At 61.7% G+C, this 20,002-nt stretch carries 18 protein-coding genes and 1 pseudogene; 3 read left to right on the plus strand and 16 right to left on the minus strand.

Annotation, left to right across the window (positions count from 1 at the left end; translation table 11 throughout):
• Window positions 1-26 precede the first annotated feature (26 nt).
• From ADBZ9O_RS28030 to ADBZ9O_RS28085, 12 genes and pseudogenes are all read right to left on the minus strand, one after another.
• Window positions 27-1,340 carry a lipopolysaccharide biosynthesis protein gene (locus ADBZ9O_RS28030; protein WP_526526493.1) on the minus strand — a complete coding sequence of 438 codons (1,314 nt, stop codon included), beginning with the start codon at window positions 1,338-1,340 and terminating at the stop codon, window positions 27-29.
• Window positions 1,341-1,496: 156 nt separating this feature from the next.
• Window positions 1,497-2,222, minus strand: a complete 726-nt coding sequence (locus ADBZ9O_RS28035) for an SDR family NAD(P)-dependent oxidoreductase (protein ID WP_526526495.1) — start codon at window positions 2,220-2,222, stop codon at window positions 1,497-1,499.
• Window positions 2,219-3,151 carry a phosphoglycerate dehydrogenase gene (locus tag ADBZ9O_RS28040; RefSeq protein ID WP_526526496.1) on the minus strand — a complete coding sequence of 311 codons (933 nt, stop codon included), beginning with the start codon at window positions 3,149-3,151 and terminating at the stop codon, window positions 2,219-2,221. Before ADBZ9O_RS28040 ends, ADBZ9O_RS28035 begins: the two co-directional genes overlap by 4 nt.
• Window positions 3,148-3,822, minus strand: coding sequence for an acylneuraminate cytidylyltransferase family protein (locus ADBZ9O_RS28045; RefSeq protein WP_526526497.1), 675 nt, complete (start codon window positions 3,820-3,822; stop codon window positions 3,148-3,150). Before ADBZ9O_RS28045 ends, ADBZ9O_RS28040 begins: the two co-directional genes overlap by 4 nt.
• Before the next feature lie 6 nt (window positions 3,823-3,828).
• Window positions 3,829-4,803 carry a glycosyltransferase family 2 protein gene (locus ADBZ9O_RS28050; RefSeq protein WP_526526499.1) on the minus strand — a complete coding sequence of 325 codons (975 nt, stop codon included), beginning with the start codon at window positions 4,801-4,803 and terminating at the stop codon, window positions 3,829-3,831.
• A 196-nt stretch (window positions 4,804-4,999) separates the two neighbouring features.
• The gene (locus ADBZ9O_RS28055) at window positions 5,000-6,448 is read right to left on the minus strand and encodes a tyrosine-protein kinase domain-containing protein (RefSeq protein ID WP_526526501.1); all 1,449 of its coding nucleotides are present in this window, start codon (window positions 6,446-6,448) and stop codon (window positions 5,000-5,002) included.
• A gap of 146 nt (window positions 6,449-6,594) precedes the next feature.
• Window positions 6,595-8,388, minus strand: coding sequence for a DUF4012 domain-containing protein (locus ADBZ9O_RS28060; protein ID WP_526533588.1), 1,794 nt, complete (start codon window positions 8,386-8,388; stop codon window positions 6,595-6,597).
• Between the two features lie 221 nt (window positions 8,389-8,609).
• Entirely contained in the window at window positions 8,610-8,981 is a 372-nt protein-coding gene (locus ADBZ9O_RS28065) for a hypothetical protein (protein WP_526526502.1), read from the minus strand.
• Between the two features lie 880 nt (window positions 8,982-9,861).
• Window positions 9,862-10,749, minus strand: a complete 888-nt coding sequence (locus ADBZ9O_RS28070; protein ID WP_526526503.1) for a cyclopropane mycolic acid synthase family methyltransferase — start codon at window positions 10,747-10,749, stop codon at window positions 9,862-9,864.
• A gap of 136 nt (window positions 10,750-10,885) precedes the next feature.
• Window positions 10,886-11,749, minus strand: a complete 864-nt coding sequence (locus tag ADBZ9O_RS28075) for a cyclopropane mycolic acid synthase family methyltransferase (protein WP_526526505.1) — start codon at window positions 11,747-11,749, stop codon at window positions 10,886-10,888.
• 106 nt (window positions 11,750-11,855) lie between these two features.
• Window positions 11,856-12,791, minus strand: coding sequence for an alpha/beta fold hydrolase (locus ADBZ9O_RS28080; protein WP_526526507.1), 936 nt, complete (start codon window positions 12,789-12,791; stop codon window positions 11,856-11,858).
• A pseudogene (locus ADBZ9O_RS28085) lies at window positions 12,792-14,152 on the minus strand (ABC1 kinase family protein).
• 137 nt (window positions 14,153-14,289) lie between these two features.
• On the opposite strand from ADBZ9O_RS28085, the gene ADBZ9O_RS28090 reads away from it, so the two are divergent.
• From ADBZ9O_RS28090 to ADBZ9O_RS28100, 3 genes are all read left to right on the plus strand, one after another.
• Window positions 14,290-15,288, plus strand: coding sequence for an endonuclease/exonuclease/phosphatase family protein (locus ADBZ9O_RS28090; protein WP_526526508.1), 999 nt, complete (start codon window positions 14,290-14,292; stop codon window positions 15,286-15,288).
• An 85-nt stretch (window positions 15,289-15,373) separates the two neighbouring features.
• Window positions 15,374-16,078, plus strand: a complete 705-nt coding sequence (locus tag ADBZ9O_RS28095) for a YciI family protein (RefSeq protein ID WP_526526510.1) — start codon at window positions 15,374-15,376, stop codon at window positions 16,076-16,078.
• An 11-nt stretch (window positions 16,079-16,089) separates the two neighbouring features.
• The gene (locus ADBZ9O_RS28100; protein WP_526526512.1) at window positions 16,090-17,316 is read left to right on the plus strand and encodes an RNA polymerase sigma factor; all 1,227 of its coding nucleotides are present in this window, start codon (window positions 16,090-16,092) and stop codon (window positions 17,314-17,316) included.
• Window positions 17,317-17,387: 71 nt separating this feature from the next.
• Here the strand turns inward: ADBZ9O_RS28100 and rplA are convergent, their stop codons facing one another.
• From rplA to secE, 4 genes are all read right to left on the minus strand, one after another.
• Window positions 17,388-18,098, minus strand: a complete 711-nt coding sequence (gene rplA, locus ADBZ9O_RS28105; RefSeq protein ID WP_526526513.1) for a 50S ribosomal protein L1 — start codon at window positions 18,096-18,098, stop codon at window positions 17,388-17,390.
• 177 nt (window positions 18,099-18,275) lie between these two features.
• On the minus strand, window positions 18,276-18,707 hold the full coding sequence (gene rplK, locus ADBZ9O_RS28110; RefSeq protein WP_526526514.1) for a 50S ribosomal protein L11: 432 nt from the start codon (window positions 18,705-18,707) through the stop codon (window positions 18,276-18,278).
• A gap of 43 nt (window positions 18,708-18,750) precedes the next feature.
• Complete coding sequence (gene nusG / locus ADBZ9O_RS28115) at window positions 18,751-19,506, minus strand: transcription termination/antitermination protein NusG (protein WP_526526515.1); 756 nt, start codon at window positions 19,504-19,506, stop codon at window positions 18,751-18,753.
• Window positions 19,507-19,556: 50 nt separating this feature from the next.
• A complete protein-coding gene (gene secE, locus ADBZ9O_RS28120) occupies window positions 19,557-19,988 on the minus strand; it encodes a preprotein translocase subunit SecE (RefSeq protein WP_526526517.1) in 432 nt (143 codons plus the stop codon).
• Window positions 19,989-20,002: the final 14 nt, after the last annotated feature.

Genomic DNA, 20,002 nt, shown 5'->3' on the forward strand with positions numbered 1-20,002 from the left:
ACGGTGAAGATCCCGCCCGTATAGCGTCAGTGGGCTTTTCGGCGCGCGGCCAAGGCCGCCGCTCCCACACCCGAGACCAGGCATCCGCAGACGAATGCCCAGTAGAGCGGGGAGCCCCCCCGAGACGCAAGTGCCGCGACACTGCAGGCGAGCGCTGCGGTGGCGAGGAGCGTCTCCGGCCAGTTTGCTAGCCATGATCTCCACGCGATGTCTACCTTATGCATAAATACTAGGGTCAGCGCGACGATCGCCATGGTCAGGTACCCCGCGACTGTGACGTAAGAAACCCCGACAGCGCCGAATCGCCGGCCCACTACCAATATGCCCACCAGAATCACGGTGGCGCCGGCACCGGATGCCACCGCACTGAATTTAGGAAGTCCAGCAGTTTGGGTCAGATAGTTCATCGGTATGAGGTACAGACCATACGCGGCTTGGCCAACAAGGAGGATTCCCGTCAGGAGGAATGACGGCCAGTACGCCTCAGCGAAGAGCAATCGACCCGCGACTGCCACCCCGACGCCCACGATTGCAGGCACGAGAAATGCGGCCATCACTTGCCACGTGACAGCCCCGCGCGTCTCATGGGTCGGAGCCGGCAAAGTCTCACGCGAATAATGCGGAAGAGCTGCCCGGTTGGCCTCCGAGAGGATCAGAATCGCGACCGACGCGAGGTTCAATCCAAAAGAAAGTAGACCTACCTGCTCAAGCGAGGACACCGCAGCCATCGCAGGTCGGCTCAGGGACGTCAGAGCCCACAGTGACGCAGCATGCGGAACTAGCGGCAAGGTGAATTTCACAAGGTACCGAAGGTGACTGGAATCTGTCTGTGCCCGCGGTAGACGGACAAGAACGATCGCCAGGACCGCCGAGAAAACTGCAGTAATCAGATCGGAAAGGACCCAGCCAAGCACGCCCATCTGCAATACGACGACAAGTACCACCTTCGAGGCCGCCGTCACGAATATCGAAGTTGCCGAGAGCCAAACGAATTTGGGCAGATCCGCCCTTGCTTGGGCCACCCACATCGCGAATGTGGAGCTCGCAGGTTGAAATCCGATTGCTAAAAGCTCAATACTCCAGATATATCCCGATACGCCGAGCAGCGTGGGGACAAACAGTGCGACCGCGCACGCCACCAGCGCGATAGCAATTGGCAGCACCACGTAGCAATAGGTGCCGGCCGTGCGGAGTATGGCCGGACCATTTTCTTCGCCGCGGGCAGCCGCCCGGACTATCAGCTGAATCAGCGGTGCGGCGACAACGGCGGTAAGGAACAGCGACGCTGCCGACAGCATCGACGCAGCCCCGTACTCGACAGGTGACATCACATGTGTCACGAAGGGCAGGATCAGCAGCGAAATGCCACGTTGCAGCGCCGCTAGCGAGACGTAGGTGGCCGCTGCGCGTCCGGTTGTTCCGAGTCGAGCCACGGCTAGCGCGCCCGAGGAAGTGCGATATCGGGTTGCTCTACTGGTTCAGCCATGAGTTATCAATCATTCCGAGCCCAGACGCGCAGTAGCCCCACCGTCGACGACGAGAACCGCACCAGTGATGAAGCGGGCGTCGTCCCCGATCAGGAACGACACCGGGCCGGCGACGTCCTCAGGGTCTCCGATCCGACGCAATGCGGTGCGCTGGCGTAGGACTGCTTTGCGCTCTTCGGCCGACTCCTCGCCCCAGCGCGCGAACCCTTCCCGGAGCTTCGCGGTGTCGATGGCGCCAGGGACGAGAGCGTTAACCCGGATATCGGGGCCCAGGTCTAGTGCGGCGGAACGTACCCACCCTTCCAATGCCGCCTTCGTGGTGGCGTACGCCGTGATGCCGCCCGTTGTAGCTCGCCCATGCACGCTTCCGACGACGACCACTGACCCGTCGTTCGCCGCCAAACTCTCTCGGGTGCCCGCTACCAGCGCGTCAACGGCAATAACGTTGACGCGCAAAGCATCTGACCAATCGGCGAGCGACGTCTCCCCTGCCCCTGCGAGTGGTTGCACCGCACCGTTGTGCACGATGGCCTTCAGCTCGTAGTCCCGGGCCAGCTCCCGCCCCAGTTCGATGAGGCGTTCGGAATCGCGCAGGTCGACTCTGAGGTCCACGTCGGCGTCGACTGCGACGTTTTGGTCGATCCCGATTGCGAGGTACCCGTCTTTGCGCATGCGTTGGCACAACGCTGCGCCGAGCCCCCCAGCCGCCCCGGTCACGATGACCGCACGGGTCACCTTGCAAGCTCCTCGATGAGGAAATCGACGGCAGTGTTACTGGCCCGCACCACGCCCTCGCGGGTGTTCGACGCGTTGTGCGCGCCCAGCACGACATTTGCCAACACCCGAAGCTCGCTGCCCATCGGCAGAGGCTCTACCTCGAACACGTCGAGCGCGGCTCCGGCGAGTTGCCCGTTCTTGAGTGCGTCGACCAGGTCCGCCTCCACGACGACCGGCCCCCTCGCCACGTTCACCAGATAGGCGTCTTGACGCACCACAGCCAGACGGTCGGCGTTGATCAGGTGGAAAGTATCGGACGTCAGCGGACAGGCCAGCACGATGAAGCGGCTCGTCGACAGGAGAGTGTCGAGATCGACCATCGAGGCGCCCGCCGGTGCGGTGTGGACGAAAGGGTCGAATGCGACGACGTCCATATCAAAACCGCGGCCCCGCTTGGCGATAGCACGACCGATGGCACCAAAGCCGACGATGCCTAGCCGCGCGCCGGCAAGTGTTATCCCCTCCACCTTGGGCCACTCCCCGCGGCGGACAGCGGAATCCACCGCGATATATCCTCTGACAAGGTTCAGTATGTATCCGAAAGCTGAATCGGCGACTTCGTAGCCGAAGACACCAGGGGTGTTGCGGACGGTCACACCATGCGCTCGGGCGGCTTCGTGGTCGACTGAGTCCATTCCGATCCCCCAGCGGATGACCGTCTTGAGTTCCGGCGTGCCGCCGAAGAATTCACTGTCGAGCTCATCGTCGCCAGCGATGATTCCCACCAGGCGCGCACCGTATTCGAGCAGCTCGGCAGCGCTAAACTGTTGGCGCCCAGCGAGATCCGGCGCTACGACCTCGTAGCCTAGGCTCTCGATGCGTTCGCGGTGTTTGGGTAGTTCGACCTGCATCTGCCTGCACGTCACGAGAATCAGTGGCTTCGTCACGTACTGATCTCATTACTCTCGGCGATGGCGGCCGCCATCGCGAAGTCCGCCTCGGTGTCGATGTCGACGGCCTCAAGGGGCGCCATCTCGACCATCAGCGGACGGTCGCCGATCCGGTTTCCGCGCTGCCGGAGGACATCAGGAGTGAAGATAAAGAAGCACGAGTTCTCGATGTAAAGCGGTGCTAGGTCCTGGGTGCGCAGCAAGACTGCCGGATCGTGGTTGACCGCGCGGCAATCGCCGTCCCAGAGGCGGGCTTGCAAGCGGGTGACGCTGAAGACAGAGTCGAACTCGCTACCTGGCTCCGTGAACAGCTTCAACGCGGACGAGACCGTTTCGGCTTTAAGGAACGGGTTGGTCGAGTGCGTCTGCAGCGCGATGTCTGCGTCGACCTGAGCGAGGGTATTCAGCAGCACATCGTTCATGGCGATGGCGCCATCACGCAGGTGCTCGGGCCTAAGCAGCACCTGGACGCCAGGGAAGTGCTCGGCGCAGTCATCAATGATGAAGTCACTATCTGTATCGATCACCACCTGGTCGATCTCGCGCACCGAAGTCAGCATCCGAACGACGTGGTGATATAGCGGGATACCGGCTAACGGTCGATAGTTTTTGCCTCGGACGCGCTCACTGTTGTGGCGCATAGGCACAATGGCGACAGTGTTGGTCATTGCTCTCTACAGATGATTCATAGAAATGTCATCGGAATATAGGATCTTGCGGCCTGGAGCCGGCGGCAGGTCACTTCCCTGCGAATGGGCGGGATAGTAGAACCGTTCCAGAAGCCGTGATGACACATGGTCAGGCGCCCGAAAGCCCTCCCACGCACCGATGAACTGAGCGAACCGAAACAGCGGAATGCCGAGGACATTGGTACGCAAGCGGCCAGCCTTCGCCGCGTCGACGTAGTCGCCCGCGATGTTCGATACCGCCAGACCCACGGCCCTTGGCAGTGACATCTCCGAACCTTCGACAATCCGTGCATAGGCGATCGCTTCCCGCCGATACCTGTTACGAGTGACGTTCCAGGTTTCTTCATGAACGTGGACCACCGGCGCGTCTGCGACGTACGCGATTTTATGCCCCTTGTCGATTGCCCGCTTAGCGAACTCGAGGTCCTCTAGACCTGTCAGAGTCTCGTCATACGGCCAGTCTTCCCAGACCGACTTCAGCACCGCAGCGTTGGCATTGTTACTGAAGGGATGGCCCTGATCCCAAATATTCTCGGTGGGGAACCATTTCAGCATCACGCGCGCCTCGGAGAACTTTGTGCGCTCGTCACCGACCTGACGCCCGTAGGCGATGGCAACGCGGTCTCGGTCGAACGCATTGACGATATGCTCAACGTAGGTGTCATAAACTGGGTAGACATGCGCCGAGGCAAACAACAGGATGTCGCCGGTGGCCGCAGCGCAGCCCCTGTTCAGAGCCCGCCCGAACGAGAACTCGCTCTTGTCGATGTGCACGACGGTGCACCCGCCCGCCTCGGCGATCGCGACTGTGTCGTCGGTGGAACCGGAGTCAACCAGTATGATTTCATCGAGTTTCACCGTTTGCTGCTCAAATCCTTTGAGCAATCGGCCAATGTGTTTACCCTCGTTCAGGGCGCGGATAACAGCTGACACCCTGCGTTGCGGCATGATTTCACTCATTCTGTCAGACCTGCCCCCACGTCGGTCGACTGCCTACCGTCAATGTTTTGCGAAATCACATGGCCCAGAAGGCTATTCCGACCATGACGATACCGGAGGCCATGACGGCGCGCATCCGCTGTTCAGCGGGGTGCCTGCGGTTCCCCGGCGCTCCAAAACGCCTACAACGGGCAAGCTAGAAACACCATCAGACCCGTCATTTTTCATTTTTGGCGCTGCTCACCTTTGGCGCATCGGCATTGAGTGGCGTACTGACCGTTGCCGATGACGACGAGTCAGGTGAAGTCATCTTGGCATCGTCGCCGTAGTAGCTGTAGCTGTAGTACCCCGTGTTGCCGCGCGTAGGTGTCATGGTGAATACGGCGCCGAGGACCTTGGCATCAACGCCCTCGAGATTCGTCACAGCATGCGCGAGCTGATCACGCTTGGTCTGTCCGAACCGCGCTATAACGAGCACACCATCCGAATGGGCCGCCAAGACAGCCGCGTCAGTCACTGCAAGCAGCGGCGACGAGTCGACGATTACGTAGTCGAACTTCGACCGCATTTCCGACAGCAGATTCTTCGCTGACTGCGACCCCAGTAATTCGCTCGGGTTCGGCGGGATGGCGCCCGACGTGAGAACGGTCAACCCGGGAAAACGAGTCTTCTGCAGCGCCTCGTCGAGAGATGCCTGACCGCTGAGCACCGTGCTGAAGCCCACTTGCCCGATCAACTCCAGGTACTTGTGCAGCATCGGCCGGCGCATATCACCATCGACCAACACGACATTGTGCTCGGCCTCTGCCAACGCCAGCGCGATATTAATGGATGTCGTCGACTTGCCCTCGCTGGGAGTCGAACTGGTGACGACAATTACGCGTGGCGGGTTGTCCACCGCGAGGAATTGCAAGTTCGTACGCAGTTTGCGGAACGCTTCCGCGATAGAGGAATTCTCGCTCTCAAACGCAATCGCTGCGTGCTTGCGACGTTCCTTGTCCAGGGGAATGTTGCCGACGACGCCGGCGCCGGTAATTCCTTCAAGGTCAGTTCGGTCTTTAATCGTACTATCGAGCACGTCACGCAGTACCGCCAGGCCGATACCCAGCAGTAGGCCCAGCGCTAATCCGATAGCAATATTGCGCGTCGTTTGTGGCACGACAGGATGACTGGGAATGGACGCTCTCTGCTCGACAATAACTCGCGCATCGGGAGTCGCGCCGTCCTCTGGCGTCTCCAGTTCGCGCACTGTGACGACAAATTCGTCAGACAGAGTATTGGCGATGTCACGCGCTCGCACCGGCGATGCATCAAGCACCGCTACGTCAATCAAGACAGTATCGGGCTTTGCGCTCGCCTTGACATTGGCACGCAGGGCCTGCGCGCTCATATCAAGGTTGAGCTTGTCGACAGTGCGTTGGGCAACCGTCTCGCCCATGAGGAGCTCAGAGTAGGACAGCACCCGCTCCTGTGATAGGCGGTTGCCCTGATAGACATCCGACAACGAGGAACCGGCGGCAGTCGCCACGAAGAGCCTCGTCGAAGCCTGGTAAAGCGGAGTCGTTAGCAAACTGACCGCCACTGCCCCCAGCACCGCGACCAAGACCGTCACGCACACGGTGATCCACCGCGTACGCAACAGTTTTACGAAGTCCTGCAGATTCAACGCAACTCCTCCACCGCTGATTATCCAACAGCCCGCGCTCCGTGAGTCGAAGTGACGAGCTTCGAGCCTATACCCTCAGCAACCTCCCCGCAGCCCAACCGCAACTGCCCCAGCAAACATCTACTGTGCGGTGCACTTCCGTGCGCTCACCCTGGACACTGAGGAACCGAAACCTTAGGTGTGACCAAGTCGACTAGCGGCTGAACAGGGACACGGGCCGCCCCCGGAGCCGTCGGCTCAGACAGTCGGAACGTTAATTCGCCTGACTTGCCTGGCGGTATAGCTACCTGCACCACATAGCTGGGGTGGCCACGTTCCGTCTCTTCGAACACCGGGACCTTCTGCCCGTTTGAAAGGGTGCTGACCAACTTCGCGCCCTGAGTGGCGAGAAGACGAACCGAAGTCAACATGGTCCCCTTCGGAACGTTGAGCGCTGATTTGGACGTAAAACCCATCTTCCCGGCAACGTATTCTGGCAGGGGCGTCACATCGCCTACTGTGTTGGTCAGCCGGACTGTCACAGTCGACATCCGAGTCTCACCGTCGCAACCGTCGGCAACATATTCGATTTGTCGATCGAGGTAATAGTCCATCTTGTTGCCGCCAAGGTTATTGACAACGACCTCTGCATACGGCGCCGGATCATCCGGAATCACGTGGGCGAGTGGAGTTTGCTCAAGCAGTGCCTGGTCGGCGGGGTTCGCGCTCCACACCGCGATTCGGCGTTCGCTGACTGCCCGCCCCAATGCGTCGAGCAACTTACGCGGTGACGGCACCGGTCCGGACACCTTCTTCACCACTTCAGCAGCGATGTCTTGAAGATATCGCTTGCGCGCCGGCTGATCATCAGGAAAACGCACATAAGCGGTCGACTCGGTCAGCTCAACGACATTGTCGTTGGTAACCACTTCGCCGTCTGGCATCTTTACCGGGCCCAACGCGTCAAGTACATAGCTCAACGCGACTGGATCGATGGCAATCACCCCGTCGACGTTCATTCCCGATTGCTGCGCCCACATCGACTTCCAGATTTGAGCGGTATAAGGAAAGTGCGAGCTTTGATTGCTGTTCTTCCAGTCCGTTGTCGGATTGGTGAATCCATACTGCGTCGCGAACTCAGGGCCGAGATCGATCGGTGCGAACTGCTTGTCGAGCTCAGTGTTAGGCCCCAACGCGTCCATGGTTGGACTGCCATTGTCGAAATGAAGAATCCCGAACCCGCCCAGCAGCCCCCCGGTGCCGCGAGCTTCCGCATTGGTCTGGAAACCCATGAAGTAGGTCCGCGGGCCGTCGGCCCCCATCATCGAAGGTGCCAGGCGCGCAGCAAGGGCGGTATTCCCCAGCAGTTTTGCGATGTCCGCCGTCTGCGCTTGAAGTTGGGTTCGCGCCTCGCCGAGGGCGGGGATGAAGCGCGGATCCGCAATCCCTTCGGCGTCGGCGTTGATACGGGCAGCATCTGCCGCCAGCTTGCTCAATGCCGGCTCTTCCTTCCGGAGGGCCACGACGTCCAGCCGGCCGTCGGCGAGCAGTTGATTCGGCGCCACAGTAGTGCCCGCATCCGTGGCGGGCTTCAACACATCGGCGGTCAGACCGAGCACCACGTCCGCGATCTGTTGGCCCGTCTTGAATGGGCTCCCTATCCACGGCACGGACGAAGCGATGGTCCACGGCAGAGAGTGCGTTGCATCGCGGGCTGACTGCGCATGAGTCTGCGCTTCGATTGCAAATCGTGACGCATCTCCGGTATTTCCTTGCAGCAGTGCGTCTTTGGCCTGTTGAGCACTGTGACGCGCTTGCTCGAGACCTGATTTCGCGGCCTGTGCCCGGAACCCGAGCCAACAACTAAATGCCACGACGATAGCCAGAACGACAACCGCGCCCCAAGCGACGCTGCGACGCCTGAACCAATGAGGCTTATCGCCGTCGTCCTCAATCACAATTACATTGTCATCGTCGCCACTCGGTTCATCGCTGAACTGACGTCGAGAGAAAATACTCAAATGAAGGATTCCCGTGCTCGGGTGTGGAATAGCCCGTAGGTGACGGTCATCCACAACAGCGCTAAATCCGAAACGGCGCGACTCGTCATTTGACGAATCGCGCCGTACGGACTAGCGACAGACGGTGTTGCGTCGGACGGAACTACTGACTAGCTGCGTCCTTAGACGGCGTAGGGGCCAACCTGGAAGAACCGTGCGACTCCGTTGGCGACAGCGATGATCGTGTCGCCGATGAAGGTAAGCGTGTCGTAGACGATGGTCGCGAAGAACTTGACGACACCGTCGATGATCGCAAACGGCTGGAAATCAGTCACCGCTGCAGCTGTGGAGACGTCTCCAGGCGCCGACGACCCGACGTAGGGCAAGATTTCATCGAAAGAGCTGCCCAGTGCCTGCGTGACAGGAGCGAAGCTCACCGACGGCGCGGCTTGCGCGACAACCGGCGTAAGCGTGGCGGCGGCCAGGACTGTCGCTACCGCGGCAGTGCCGACCTGGAGCTTGGCCGTAGAAAACTTAGTGGCGATGGTGGACATGTCCCCCCCTTGAGTGGGTTAGTGGTGTTCGTTCCTGCAGGTGTTGCTGAAATTCCCCTGTGAATTGAGAACAGAATCTCAGACTTCACAGGTCCTGTCAACACGAAACGGTGCTCTTGCCAGGTGCTTTGTAGTCCGGTAACCAAAAGTTGGCCGCCACCAACACCACCGGTGAGCTTAGTTGCGATCATGTTGCTGGCGACCTGTCCGAGTCGTCGAACCGCCGCTCATTTGCAGTTGCGTAACGCGAACATTTGCGACAAGTGCGCGAGTGGTGCGCTTGTCCCTCGTCAGAGGGCTACCCGCGAGTTAACTGACGTCACCAGGGTCACAAACTGCGGATACTCGACCGACGCGGCATCCGGGGGCTGAACAGGTACTTTAGTTACCAGAAGTAAATCACCCGCCGCGAGCGGCGGTCCTCATACCCTCAACTTGCTAGACGCTGTCCCCCAAAATTCCTGTGCGTGTCCTTGAGGTTGAGCCAACCCGCTGTCGATGGACAGGTGTCGGCGAAGGACCCGCAAACTGGTGGGGCCGCTGGTATTCGGCGAAGGTCATCAGTTTCACAACGATGGCCGGCTGATCGTTCACCCTCCACGTCTCTGTCTAGCGGCGGGGCGCACACGCACCTATCCCATACCGTTTGCCACGCCGCTTCAGCTGCCTTGTCCACAGGAATAGGCCCCGATACCGCGAAGTTCTGTTCAACACTCATTTCGGTGCGTCAGCTCTGCCCCGGATCCGGCTGTTGTTCAACGGGCGAGATCTCATCGTTGACCGCACGCCGCCGCCACAATCCGACAGTGGGGGAGCGCTGCCACGAAAAAGCCCCCGCCCGCTTGCGCGCGACGGAGGCATCTTCGGACCTGGGGGCGGCCTACGTGACCGCACCCGGCTTCAGGTAGGTCACCAGACTGACGTCGATGGTTTCGTCGATGAAGTAGAACTGACAACCCTGCAAGTACTTCATATAGCGGTTGTAGTTCTCTTCGTCAGTGGCCGCGATCGCCTCGTCTTTGTGCTGTTCGAGGCGGCTGGCCCAGATGCCCAGCGTCTTGATGTAGTGGTTACGCAGTGACAAGGCTTCGGGCACGGTGAAACCGGCCTTCTCCCCGTGCTCGATCATCATCTTGGTGGTCGGGATACGTCCACCGGGGAAGATCTCGGTGACCATGAATTTGATGAACCGGGCCATCTCAAATGTCAGCTTCTTGCCCCGCTCGGCCATGTCGTACGGGTGGTAGCCGACACTGCTCTGGATGGTCATCCGACCGTCGTCGGGCAGGATATCGAAACAGGTCTTGAAGAACTCGTCGTAGCGTTCGAAGCCGAAGTGCTCGAAGGCCTCGATCGACACGATGCGGTCAACGGGGCTGTGGAACTGCTCCCAGCCCTCAAGGCGCACGTCGTGGGTGCGCTCGGAGCCGATGCCGTCGAGCAGTTGGGTGCAGTAGGCCTGCTGGTTCTTGCTCAACGTCAAACCGATGACATTGACGTCGTACTTCTCCATGGCGCGCCGCAGTGTCAGCCCCCAGCCGCAGCCCACTTCCAGAAGCGTCATACCCGGCTTGAGGTCCAGGCTGTCAAGATGCTGATCGACGTTAGCGATCTGGGCCTCTGACAGCGTGACGTCGGGACCGGTGAAGAAGGCGCAGCTGTATTTGCGCGTCGGATCCTGGAAGACGCCGAAAAAATCGTCCGACAGGTCATAGTGCGCCTGGATGTCCTCGAAATGCGGTCGCAAATCGGTGGATTGTTCGGCCATCTGCGTGTATTGCCTTTCCTGATACTCCCCGGCGGGTATGCGCTCCGCGTTGTGACGGATGCCATACTTTCGACTTGGAACGATGCTAACGGTCTGAACATCGTGAATGCCCGGCGACGCGGGGATGAAACTGTTTCTACTTCTCCAGCGTGAACTGGCAAACGTCGACTTGGCCTTGCCGGAACATCTTCGCGCAGCCGGTCAGGTACTTCATGTAGCGCTCGTAGACCTCTTCGGACTGGATCGCGATGGCCTCGTCTTTGTGCGCCTCCAGAGCGGCAGACCAGGTATCGAGGGTCCTGGCGTAGTGCGGCTGCAGGTGCTGAGTCCGGGTGAGGGTGAACCCGCCTTCGGCGGCACGCTCCTCGACCATCGGCACCGAGGGCAAGCGCCCGCCCGGGAAGATCTCGGTCATGATGAATTTGACGAACCGGGCCAATTCGAATGTGACCGGGATGCCCAGTTCCTTGGCGTGCACCGGGTTGAAACCGACGATCGTGTGCAGCAGCATCACGCCATCGGCGGGTAGTGAGTTGTAGGCCATCTTGAAGAAATCTTGATAGCGGTCGTGCCCGAAGTGCTCGAACGCGCCGATCGACACGATGCGGTCGACGGGCTCGTCGAACTGCTCCCAGCCCTGCAGCAGCACCCGCCTGGTGCGGGGGCTGTCCATCTCATCGAACTTCTGCTGCACGTGGCCGGCCTGGTTCTTGCTCAGCGTCAATCCGATGACGTTGACGTCGTACTTCTCCACGGCCCGGCGCATGGTCGCGCCCCAGCCGCAGCCGACGTCGAGCAGGGTCATACCGGGGTGCAGGCCCAGCTTCCCCAGCGCCAGATCGATCTTGGCGAGCTGGGCTTCTTCGAGCGTCATATCGTCGCGCTCGAAGTAGGCGCAGCTATAGGTCTGCGAAGGGTCCAGGAACAAAGCGAAGAACTCGTCGGATAGGTCGTAATGGGCCTGAACATCTTCGAAATGCGGCTCTAAGTTTTTGGGCATGGCGTTTACCGCCTTCCTGATAGTTCAAAGGCGGACGACACGTTCCCCGAGACGCATCAATGGTCCGACCTGATGCATGTCGCCAAAAATATTATCCGATGGGCGATCAACCAGCCGAATCGAGCACGTCAGACCTGTTCAGGCCCTCGTTGAAGGTGACGTGCAATTGGTCGATGATCTGATCCCACAGTGGTTCGGGCAGCTCATGGCCCATACCCGGGAACAGCACGAACCGGGCGCGACGGATGGACGTGGCGATCGCCCGCCCGCCGAGAGGCCGCATCAGTTTGTCGGCCAGGCCGTGAATGACCACGGTGGGCGCGGTGATCATCCGGTCATAGTGCCGCAGGCTGCCGCTGCCCATGATCGCCCCAAATTGCCTGGCGATACCGACGGGGTAGTAGCTGCGGTCGTAACCTTCGGCCGCCTCGGCCCGGATCCGCTCCTCTGGCGCCGGGTAGGCCGGGCTGCCGATGATCCTGGTGACGCGTACCGCGTTGTCGATGATGGCTTCGCGGGGTGAACCCGGCGGCGGACCCTTGATCACGGAGAACAGCGCCCGCGGCGCCGGCGGCGGCAACGCGGGCTGGTTGTTGCTGGAGAAGATCACCCCCAGCGACAGCGTGCGGGCGGCGTGACGGGCAGCGAAAACCTGGGCGATCATCCCGCCCATCGATCCGCCGACGATATGCGCGCGGTTAATCTCCAACGCGTCGAGCACCGCGGCGGCGTCGTCGGCCATATCTTCGAGCGTGTACACCGACGGACTGCGAAAGCCGAGGAAAGAGCGCACCATTCGCGGATACTGCGAGCCGGCCACCCGCTGACCCTCCAGCTTGCTCGACAACCCGACATCGCGATTGTCGAACCGGATGACGCGCAGCCCCTTTTCGACCAGCTTCTCGCAGAAACCGTTGCGCCACAACAGAAGTTGCGCGCCAAGCCCCATGATGAGCAGGACCGTCGGGTCGCCGGGGTCGCCCATCTCCTCGTAGTAGATATCCAGATCGCCCGATTTTGCGTAACCGCTTCTGACGTCCACCTAGACCTCTAGTTCGTTTGTGTCCGAAGCACTTTGATGCTCGCGGCTGACATCGACCATGAAGTTGGCGAAGTAGCCCGTCAGTTGCGGGTCCGACATCATCTGCCAGCGCGGCGCGAGCAGTTTCATGTAGCGCTCCACGTAGAGGAACTGCTTACCGATGAGCACCAGTTCCCGCGGCAGTTTGACGTCATAGGCCTCTGCCAGCGTCGAGAGTTGTTTACCGATATCGGCGTAGGACATGTCGCCGAGCGTGGACAGGGTCAGCGGAGTGGCGAAGGCCTCCAGGTCCTTGGCGGCTTCGGCCTCGGGCTTGGTGGTGCCGACCGCACCCATCAGGACGACGATCTTGCCCGCGGCGGCGTGATCCTTCTTGACCAGCAGCGCGTACACCAGTTCGCGCAGCAGCCAGCGGGTGCGCGGGTCGATGCGGCCCATGATCCCGAAGTCCAGGAACACGATGCGGCCCTGATCGTCGACGAACAGGTTGCCTGCGTGCAGGTCGCCGTGGAACAGACCGTGTTTGAGCCCGCCCTCGAAAACGCTGAACAACAACGCTTTGACCAGCTCGGTGCCGTCGAAACCGGCCTTGCGGATGGCGGCGACATCATCGATGCGCACGCCGGAGACGCGTTCCATCGTCAACACGCGCTCACTGGTGAAGTTCCAGTGCACCTGCGGAACCCGGATGTTCTTGCCCAGCGGAGAGCCCTGCAAATGGGAGATCCAGGCATCCATCGACTGTGCTTCCAGGCGGAAGTCCAGCTCCTCGGCGAGGTTATCGCTGAAATCGGCGACCACATCCTGGGCAGAGAGCCGCCGGCCCAGCTTGGCCAGCTCCACCACCTGGGCGAACCGTCTCAAGATCTGCAGATCAGCGGCGATGCGGCGACGGATGCCGGGGCGCTGAATCTTGACGACCACCTCTTCGCCACTGTGCAGCGTCGCGAAATGCACCTGCGCGATCGATGCCGACGCAATCGGCGTCTCGTCGAAGCTCTTGAACAGGTTCGATGGTTCGTCGCCGAGCTCCTGCTTGAACAGTTTGTGCACTTCGCCGGGGTCTGCGGGCGGTACCGAGTCGAGCAGGCTGCGGAATTCGCGGGACAGCGGCTCGCCGAAAGCGCCGGGCTGGACGCGATGATCTGGCCGAATTTGACGTAGGTGGGACCCAGGTCGGCGAAGGTCTGGGGGATCTCTGAGATGAACTTGCCCTGCAGCGATCCCGGTTTGGTCAGCTTTCGAAGGAAGCGTGCGCTGGTGCGGGTGAGTTGCCAACCCGTCACGCCGACGCGGGCCGCCTCGATCGGCAACGGCACCCGATCGAGCTTGGCCGCTTCGCGGTGTTTGGTCGGAGTCATAGGTGCAGTGTGCCAAATTGGCCAGGTCTCGCCCAATTTTGTTATTTAGCACAGTCGTCGCGGGTCCGAAGCGGAGCCACGCGGCGACATCTCCCTCTTACTGATAGCTTGGCGGCTTGCAGGCGCACAGGCAGCACATGCCCTCTCGGTCCGGCACGCGCCGCCGTCGACCATGGATGGTGCTGGCGATCGTTGCACTGCTCTTCACAGTGCTCAGTCTGGTGATACGAGCCCGACCGCTGACGAACCTGCCCGCCCTGCTCGTCGCAGTCGGGTCGCCATATACGACGTTAGTGGCGCTGCTAGGAACGGCAATCCTGATACTGGCCCGCCGTGTTCGGCTCTCCATTGTGGCTGCGTTGATAACAGCAGTAGCCGTGGCCGTCCAGGTGCAGTGGTATTACCTCGGCTCACCGACCGACGTCGGCGAACATGTCGATATCCGCCTGCTTTCATCGAATCTCCGCAAGGGTCAGACGGACGCGACGGCTTTCGTCGAGTTGGCCAAGGGCAGCGCGGACGTGATCACCGTGTCCGAGCTGACCGCAGAGGCAGTCGACCTCTTCTCACGAGCCGGCATCGACGACGCATTTCCGCACTCCCTGCTCGTCCCCCGTCCCGGCGCTGGAGGAATCGGCCTGTGGAGCCGGTATCCATTGACCAATGTGACGCAGTATCGAATCGCCACCATCGCCGCAGTGCGTCTGGAGGTGCCCGACGTCAGGTTCGACCCACTCATCGCCAGCGTGCACGCCATGTCACCGGTCGCGCACGATGAAAATTCGTTTGGCGCCTGGCGAATTGGGATCGCCGACGCAAAAGCGGCCTTCGACGACTACGCCGCGATCGTGGACCCGGCCGCGGTGATCGTCGGGGGCGATTTCAACAGCACGCCGGACATGCGCCAGTTTCGCGATCTGCTCACCGATGGCTACCGCGACGCGGTCGATCAGATTGGCGCGGGCTTCGCGCCGACGTTTCCGTCCAACACCTTCCTGCCGCCGTTCATCACCATCGATCACGTGCTGACCAGAAACGCCGCCGCCTCCTCGATCCGGACGGTGGACGTCCCGGGTTCCGACCATCGCGCGCTGCTCGCCACGGTCCAGGTGCCGCTGGATCCGACCGCGTCCTAGACCTGTCGGATTGTGGCGGCGGCGTTCGTCGGACAGGTAGAGAGTGGAATACAGGGTTTCGCTCGCTGACCTTAAGGACACCACGATGCATTACTTCGCACTGCTGCTGAGCCCCGAACGGACCGAGCCTGCCTCGCCTCAGGAGCAGGCCGCCGAGATGGCCGCTTACCAGAACTTCCACGCGGCGGCCGCTGGGGCGATCCGCGCCGGCGACGCACTGGCACCTTCCGCGACCGGGAAACGAATCTCCGGCGGACCTGACCACCCGGCCGTCACCGACGGCCCCTTCGCCGAAGGGGCCGAAGTCGCCGGCGGTTATTACGTGTTCGAAGCCGAAAATCTCGACGAGGCCCTGACCTTGGCTAAGGGCATCCCCGCCGCGGGTTACGGTGCCGTCGAGGTTTGGCCGATGGTGCACTGGACAGCACCCAGCGAGCCCCTCGCCGGCACCAACTGGATTGCCCTGCTCCTCGAACCGGCCGATCAGACCAATACCCCGGGCAGTCCCGAATGGCAGGCCAGCGTCCAAGAGCACATGGCCTTCGGCCAGGCCGCAGGTGACCACATCAAAGGCGGGGCACCGCTGCATCCCCCGTCAACCGCGACGACAGTAAAGGTCCGCAATGGGGAAGCGGTGTTCACCGACGGTCCGTTCGTCGAGGGCGCCGAAGTCGCCAACGGTTTCTACCTGTTGAGCGCGACTGATCAGGACGAGGTGGTCAAGATCGCGTCGATGATCCCGGCTTCCGCCGTTGGATTGCGCCAGCTGGCCGGGATCTCCGGGCTGTAGTCTTTGCACGAATGGCCAACCTGGACAGCATCTTTCGACGCGAGTGGGGACCGGCAGTCGCTGCGCTCGCACGTTGGTGCGGTGACCTCACCGTCGCCGAAGATGCTGTCCAGGAGGCCTGCAGTGAGGCGCTACGGACCTGGCCACGCGACGGGATGCCCGACCGCCCAGGCGGTTGGATCGTCACCGTCGCCCGCAACCGCGCCAGGGACCGACTTCGTCGCGAATCCCTAAGACCTGCCAAAGAATTCGAATCGGTGTCGGGCAATATCGGAGAAATCATGGCGCGCACCGAGGGTAGCGAGCCACACCCGGTACCCGATGACGAGCTGCGGATGATGTTCACCTGCGCCCATCCCGCACTGGACCCGTCATCGCAGCTGGCTCTGACACTGCGGCTGGTCTCGGGCCTGACAGTGGCCGAGATCGCCAGGGCCCTGCTGCAGACCGACGTCGCGATCGGACAACGCATCACCAGGGCCAAACACAAGATCCGCCACGCCAACATTCCGCTGCGAGTGCCACCTGCGGAGCTGCTGCCCGAGCGCACACCACATGTCCTTGCCTGCATCTATTCGGTGTTCACCGAGGGCTACTGGTCCACCGCGGGTCCATCGGCGATCCGCGATGAACTCTGCGACGAGGGCGGTCGGCTCGCCGCCGAATTGTGCACGCTGATGCCGAAGGAACTGGACGCCCAGGCATTGACTGCCCTAATCCTGCTTCATGATTCGCGACGATCAACCCGCGTCGACCGCTGCGGTGCGCTGGTTGCTCTGGACGAACAGGACCGTAGCCGCTGGGACCGGGCCCGAATCAATCGCGGGCTGGACCGGTTGCGGTTGGCAGAGGGGTCGCCGGGGCCATACCTGCCGCAAGCCGTCATCGCGGCGATGCACGCGACAGCGACGTCCTGGGATCAGACAGATTGGGTGACGATCTGCGCGGCATACGACCGGCTGCTCTCGATGACGGAATCGCCGGTGGTGCGCGCCAACCGCGCCTTGGCGATCGGCTTCCGCGATGGACCCGACGCCGGATTGGCGGCATTGGAGAGCGTCGCTGCCGACCCCCGGCTGGCCCGATCGAACCTGGTGCCGTCGGTGCGGGCAGATCTGCTGCGACGCGCGGGTCGCCCCGCCGAGGCAGTGCAGTGGTACCGGGTTGCCCTAGAGCTCAACGGTTCTGTGCCCGGACGCGATTTTCTGCGGCGCCGGATCGTGGAGTGTGGGGGTTAAAGCCAACAAACACCCCCCACACACGCCGAAACCCCCGCACGCGCGCGTGCAGGGGCCTCAGACAGGGGTTACTAGACCTCTTCGGTGAAGTTCCTGGTGACCGCGGGGTCGACCGGGATACCCGGGCCCGTGGTGGTCGAGACGGTGATCTTCTTCAGATACCGGCCCTTGGAGCTCGACGGCTTGGCGCGCAGGATCTCGTCCAGGGCAGCGCCGTAGTTCTCGGCCAGCTTGGCTTCGTCGAACGATGCCTTGCCGATCACGAAGTGCAGGTTGGCCTGCTTGTCGACGCGGAAGTTGATCTTGCCGCCCTTGATCTCGGTGACAGCCTTCGCGACATCGGGGGTGACGGTGCCGGTCTTGGGGTTCGGCATCAGGCCACGGGGGCCCAGCACGCGGGCGATCCGGCCGACCTTGGCCATCTGATCGGGGGTCGCGATGGCGGCGTCAAAATCGACCCAGCCACCCTGGATCCGCTCGATCAGGTCATCGCTGCCCACCACGTCGGCGCCGGCAGCTTCGGCCGCTTCGGCCTTCTCGCCCACGGCGAAGACGATGACACGGGCGGTCTTACCGGTGCCGTGCGGCAGGTTGACGGTGCCGCGCACCATCTGGTCAGCCTTACGGGGGTCGACACCGAGGCGGACAGCCACCTCGACGGTCGCGTCCTGCTTCTTCGAGGACGTCTCCTTGGCCAGCTTGGCGGCCTGCAGCGGGGTGTAGAGGTTGTCCTTGTCCACCTTCTCGGCGGCTTCGCGGTATGCCTTGCTTGTCTTGCTCATGAATCTTCCAATCAGTTTCGTTGGTTGTGGTTGGCGAGCCGATGCCAGCTCTCCCACGCTTTCTTCAGCCACCGGCCCGAAGGCCGGGTGTAACTACTTGACCGTGCTGTTTGGTCAATTCGTCCTGCGAGTTCGTCGACTGGGGCTCATTCTTCGCCCCGCCTCCTCACTCTTGGACTACTTGACCGTGATCCCCATCGACCGAGCAGTACCGGCGATGATCTTCGCGGCCTGGTCGATGTCGTTGGCGTTGAGGTCGTCCTTCTTGGTCTCGGCGATCTCGCGGACCTGATCCCACGTAACCGTGGCGACCTTGGTCTTGTGCGGCTCGCCGGAACCCTTCGCCACGCCTGCGGCCTTCAGCAGCAGCCGGGCAGCCGGCGGCGTCTTCAGCACGAAGGTGAAGGTGCGGTCCTCGTAGACAGTGATCTCCACGGGGATGACGTTTCCGCGCTGCGACTCGGTCGCGGCGTTGTACGCCTTGCAGAATTCCATGATGTTGACGCCGTGCTGACCGAGCGCGGGACCAACCGGCGGCGCGGGGTTAGCCGCTCCGGCCTGGATCTGCAGCTTGATCAGCCCGGTGACCTTTTTCTTCTTCGGGGCCATGAGGTGTTCGGTTTCCTGTTCTTGTTCTTGTTCTTGAGGGGTCTTAGATCTTCGAGACCTGGGTGAAGGTCAATTCAACGGGTGTTTCGCGACCGAAGATGGACACGAGCACCTTGAGCTTCTGCTGCTCGGCGTTGACCTCGCTGATCGACGCGGGCAACGTGGCGAACGGGCCGTCCATAACGGTGACGGACTCGCCGACCTCGAAGTCGACGAGGATTTCCGGACGCTCCATGTTGACCTCGGAAGCTCCGCCACCGGAGGTGCTCTTGGCAGGCTTCTTCGGCTGGCCCTGGGGCAGCAGGAACTTCACCACGTCATTGAGCGACAGCGAGGTGGGGCGCGACGTGGCGCCCACGAATCCGGTGACACCGGGGGTGTTACGCACCGCCGCCCAGGAATCATCGGTCAGATCCATCCGGACCAAGATGTAACCGGGCAGCACCTTGCGGTTGACCTGCTTGCGCTGGCCGTTCTTGATCTCGGTCACTTCCTCGGTCGGGACTTCCACCTGGAAGATGTAGTCGCCGACATCGAGGTTCTGCACACGGGTTTCGAGGTTGGCTTTCACCTTATTCTCGTAGCCGGCATAGGAGTGGATGACATACCAATCGCCTGGCTTGGCGCGCAGCTCAGCCTTCAGCGCGGTCGCGGGGTCCACGTCTTCTTCGTCGGCGATGTCGCCGGGCCCCTCGTCGACCGCAGCGATGTCTGTCGCTTCGGCTTCCACTGCTTCGGCGGTCTCGTCGATCACGTCGACCGACTCACCCGCGGGCGTCTCGCCCTCGAAGCTAGTCACGGTTGTCAGTCCTCTCTTGCGTTATACGTCGGTGGCTGGTTGCCGGCGGCTTAGCCGAAGACCAGCAGTACGAGCCTGGCCCAGCCAAGGTCGACACCACTGATCAGCGCCACCATGAAGACCAGGAACACCAGCACGACGGAGGTGTAGCTGACCATCTGCTTGCGGTTAGGCCAGATGACCTTCCGCAGTTCGCCGATGACCTGCTTGAGATATGTGATGACGAACAGGACCGGGTTGCGGGACGGACCATCTGACGATTTCTTCGCCGTCTTGGCCTTGCTACCCGAACCGTTCTTGCCTGCGCTGTCTTCGACCGCGATGACTTCGGTATCCGTGGCATCGTCGCCGTCGGTCAGCGCCCGCTGACGCGTCCGCTTGCCTGTCGGACGCTGCGGCGTCACGACAGCCGTCTGGCCGCGTGTCCCGCTGTCCTCGGTGCCGTCGCCTGAGGCGTCGGCACTGTCGCGCTCGTCGCTCACGTTCGTCCTACCCT

The organism is Mycobacterium sp. (genome assembly GCF_965229105.1).
Taxonomy (GTDB): domain Bacteria; phylum Actinomycetota; class Actinomycetes; order Mycobacteriales; family Mycobacteriaceae; genus Mycobacterium.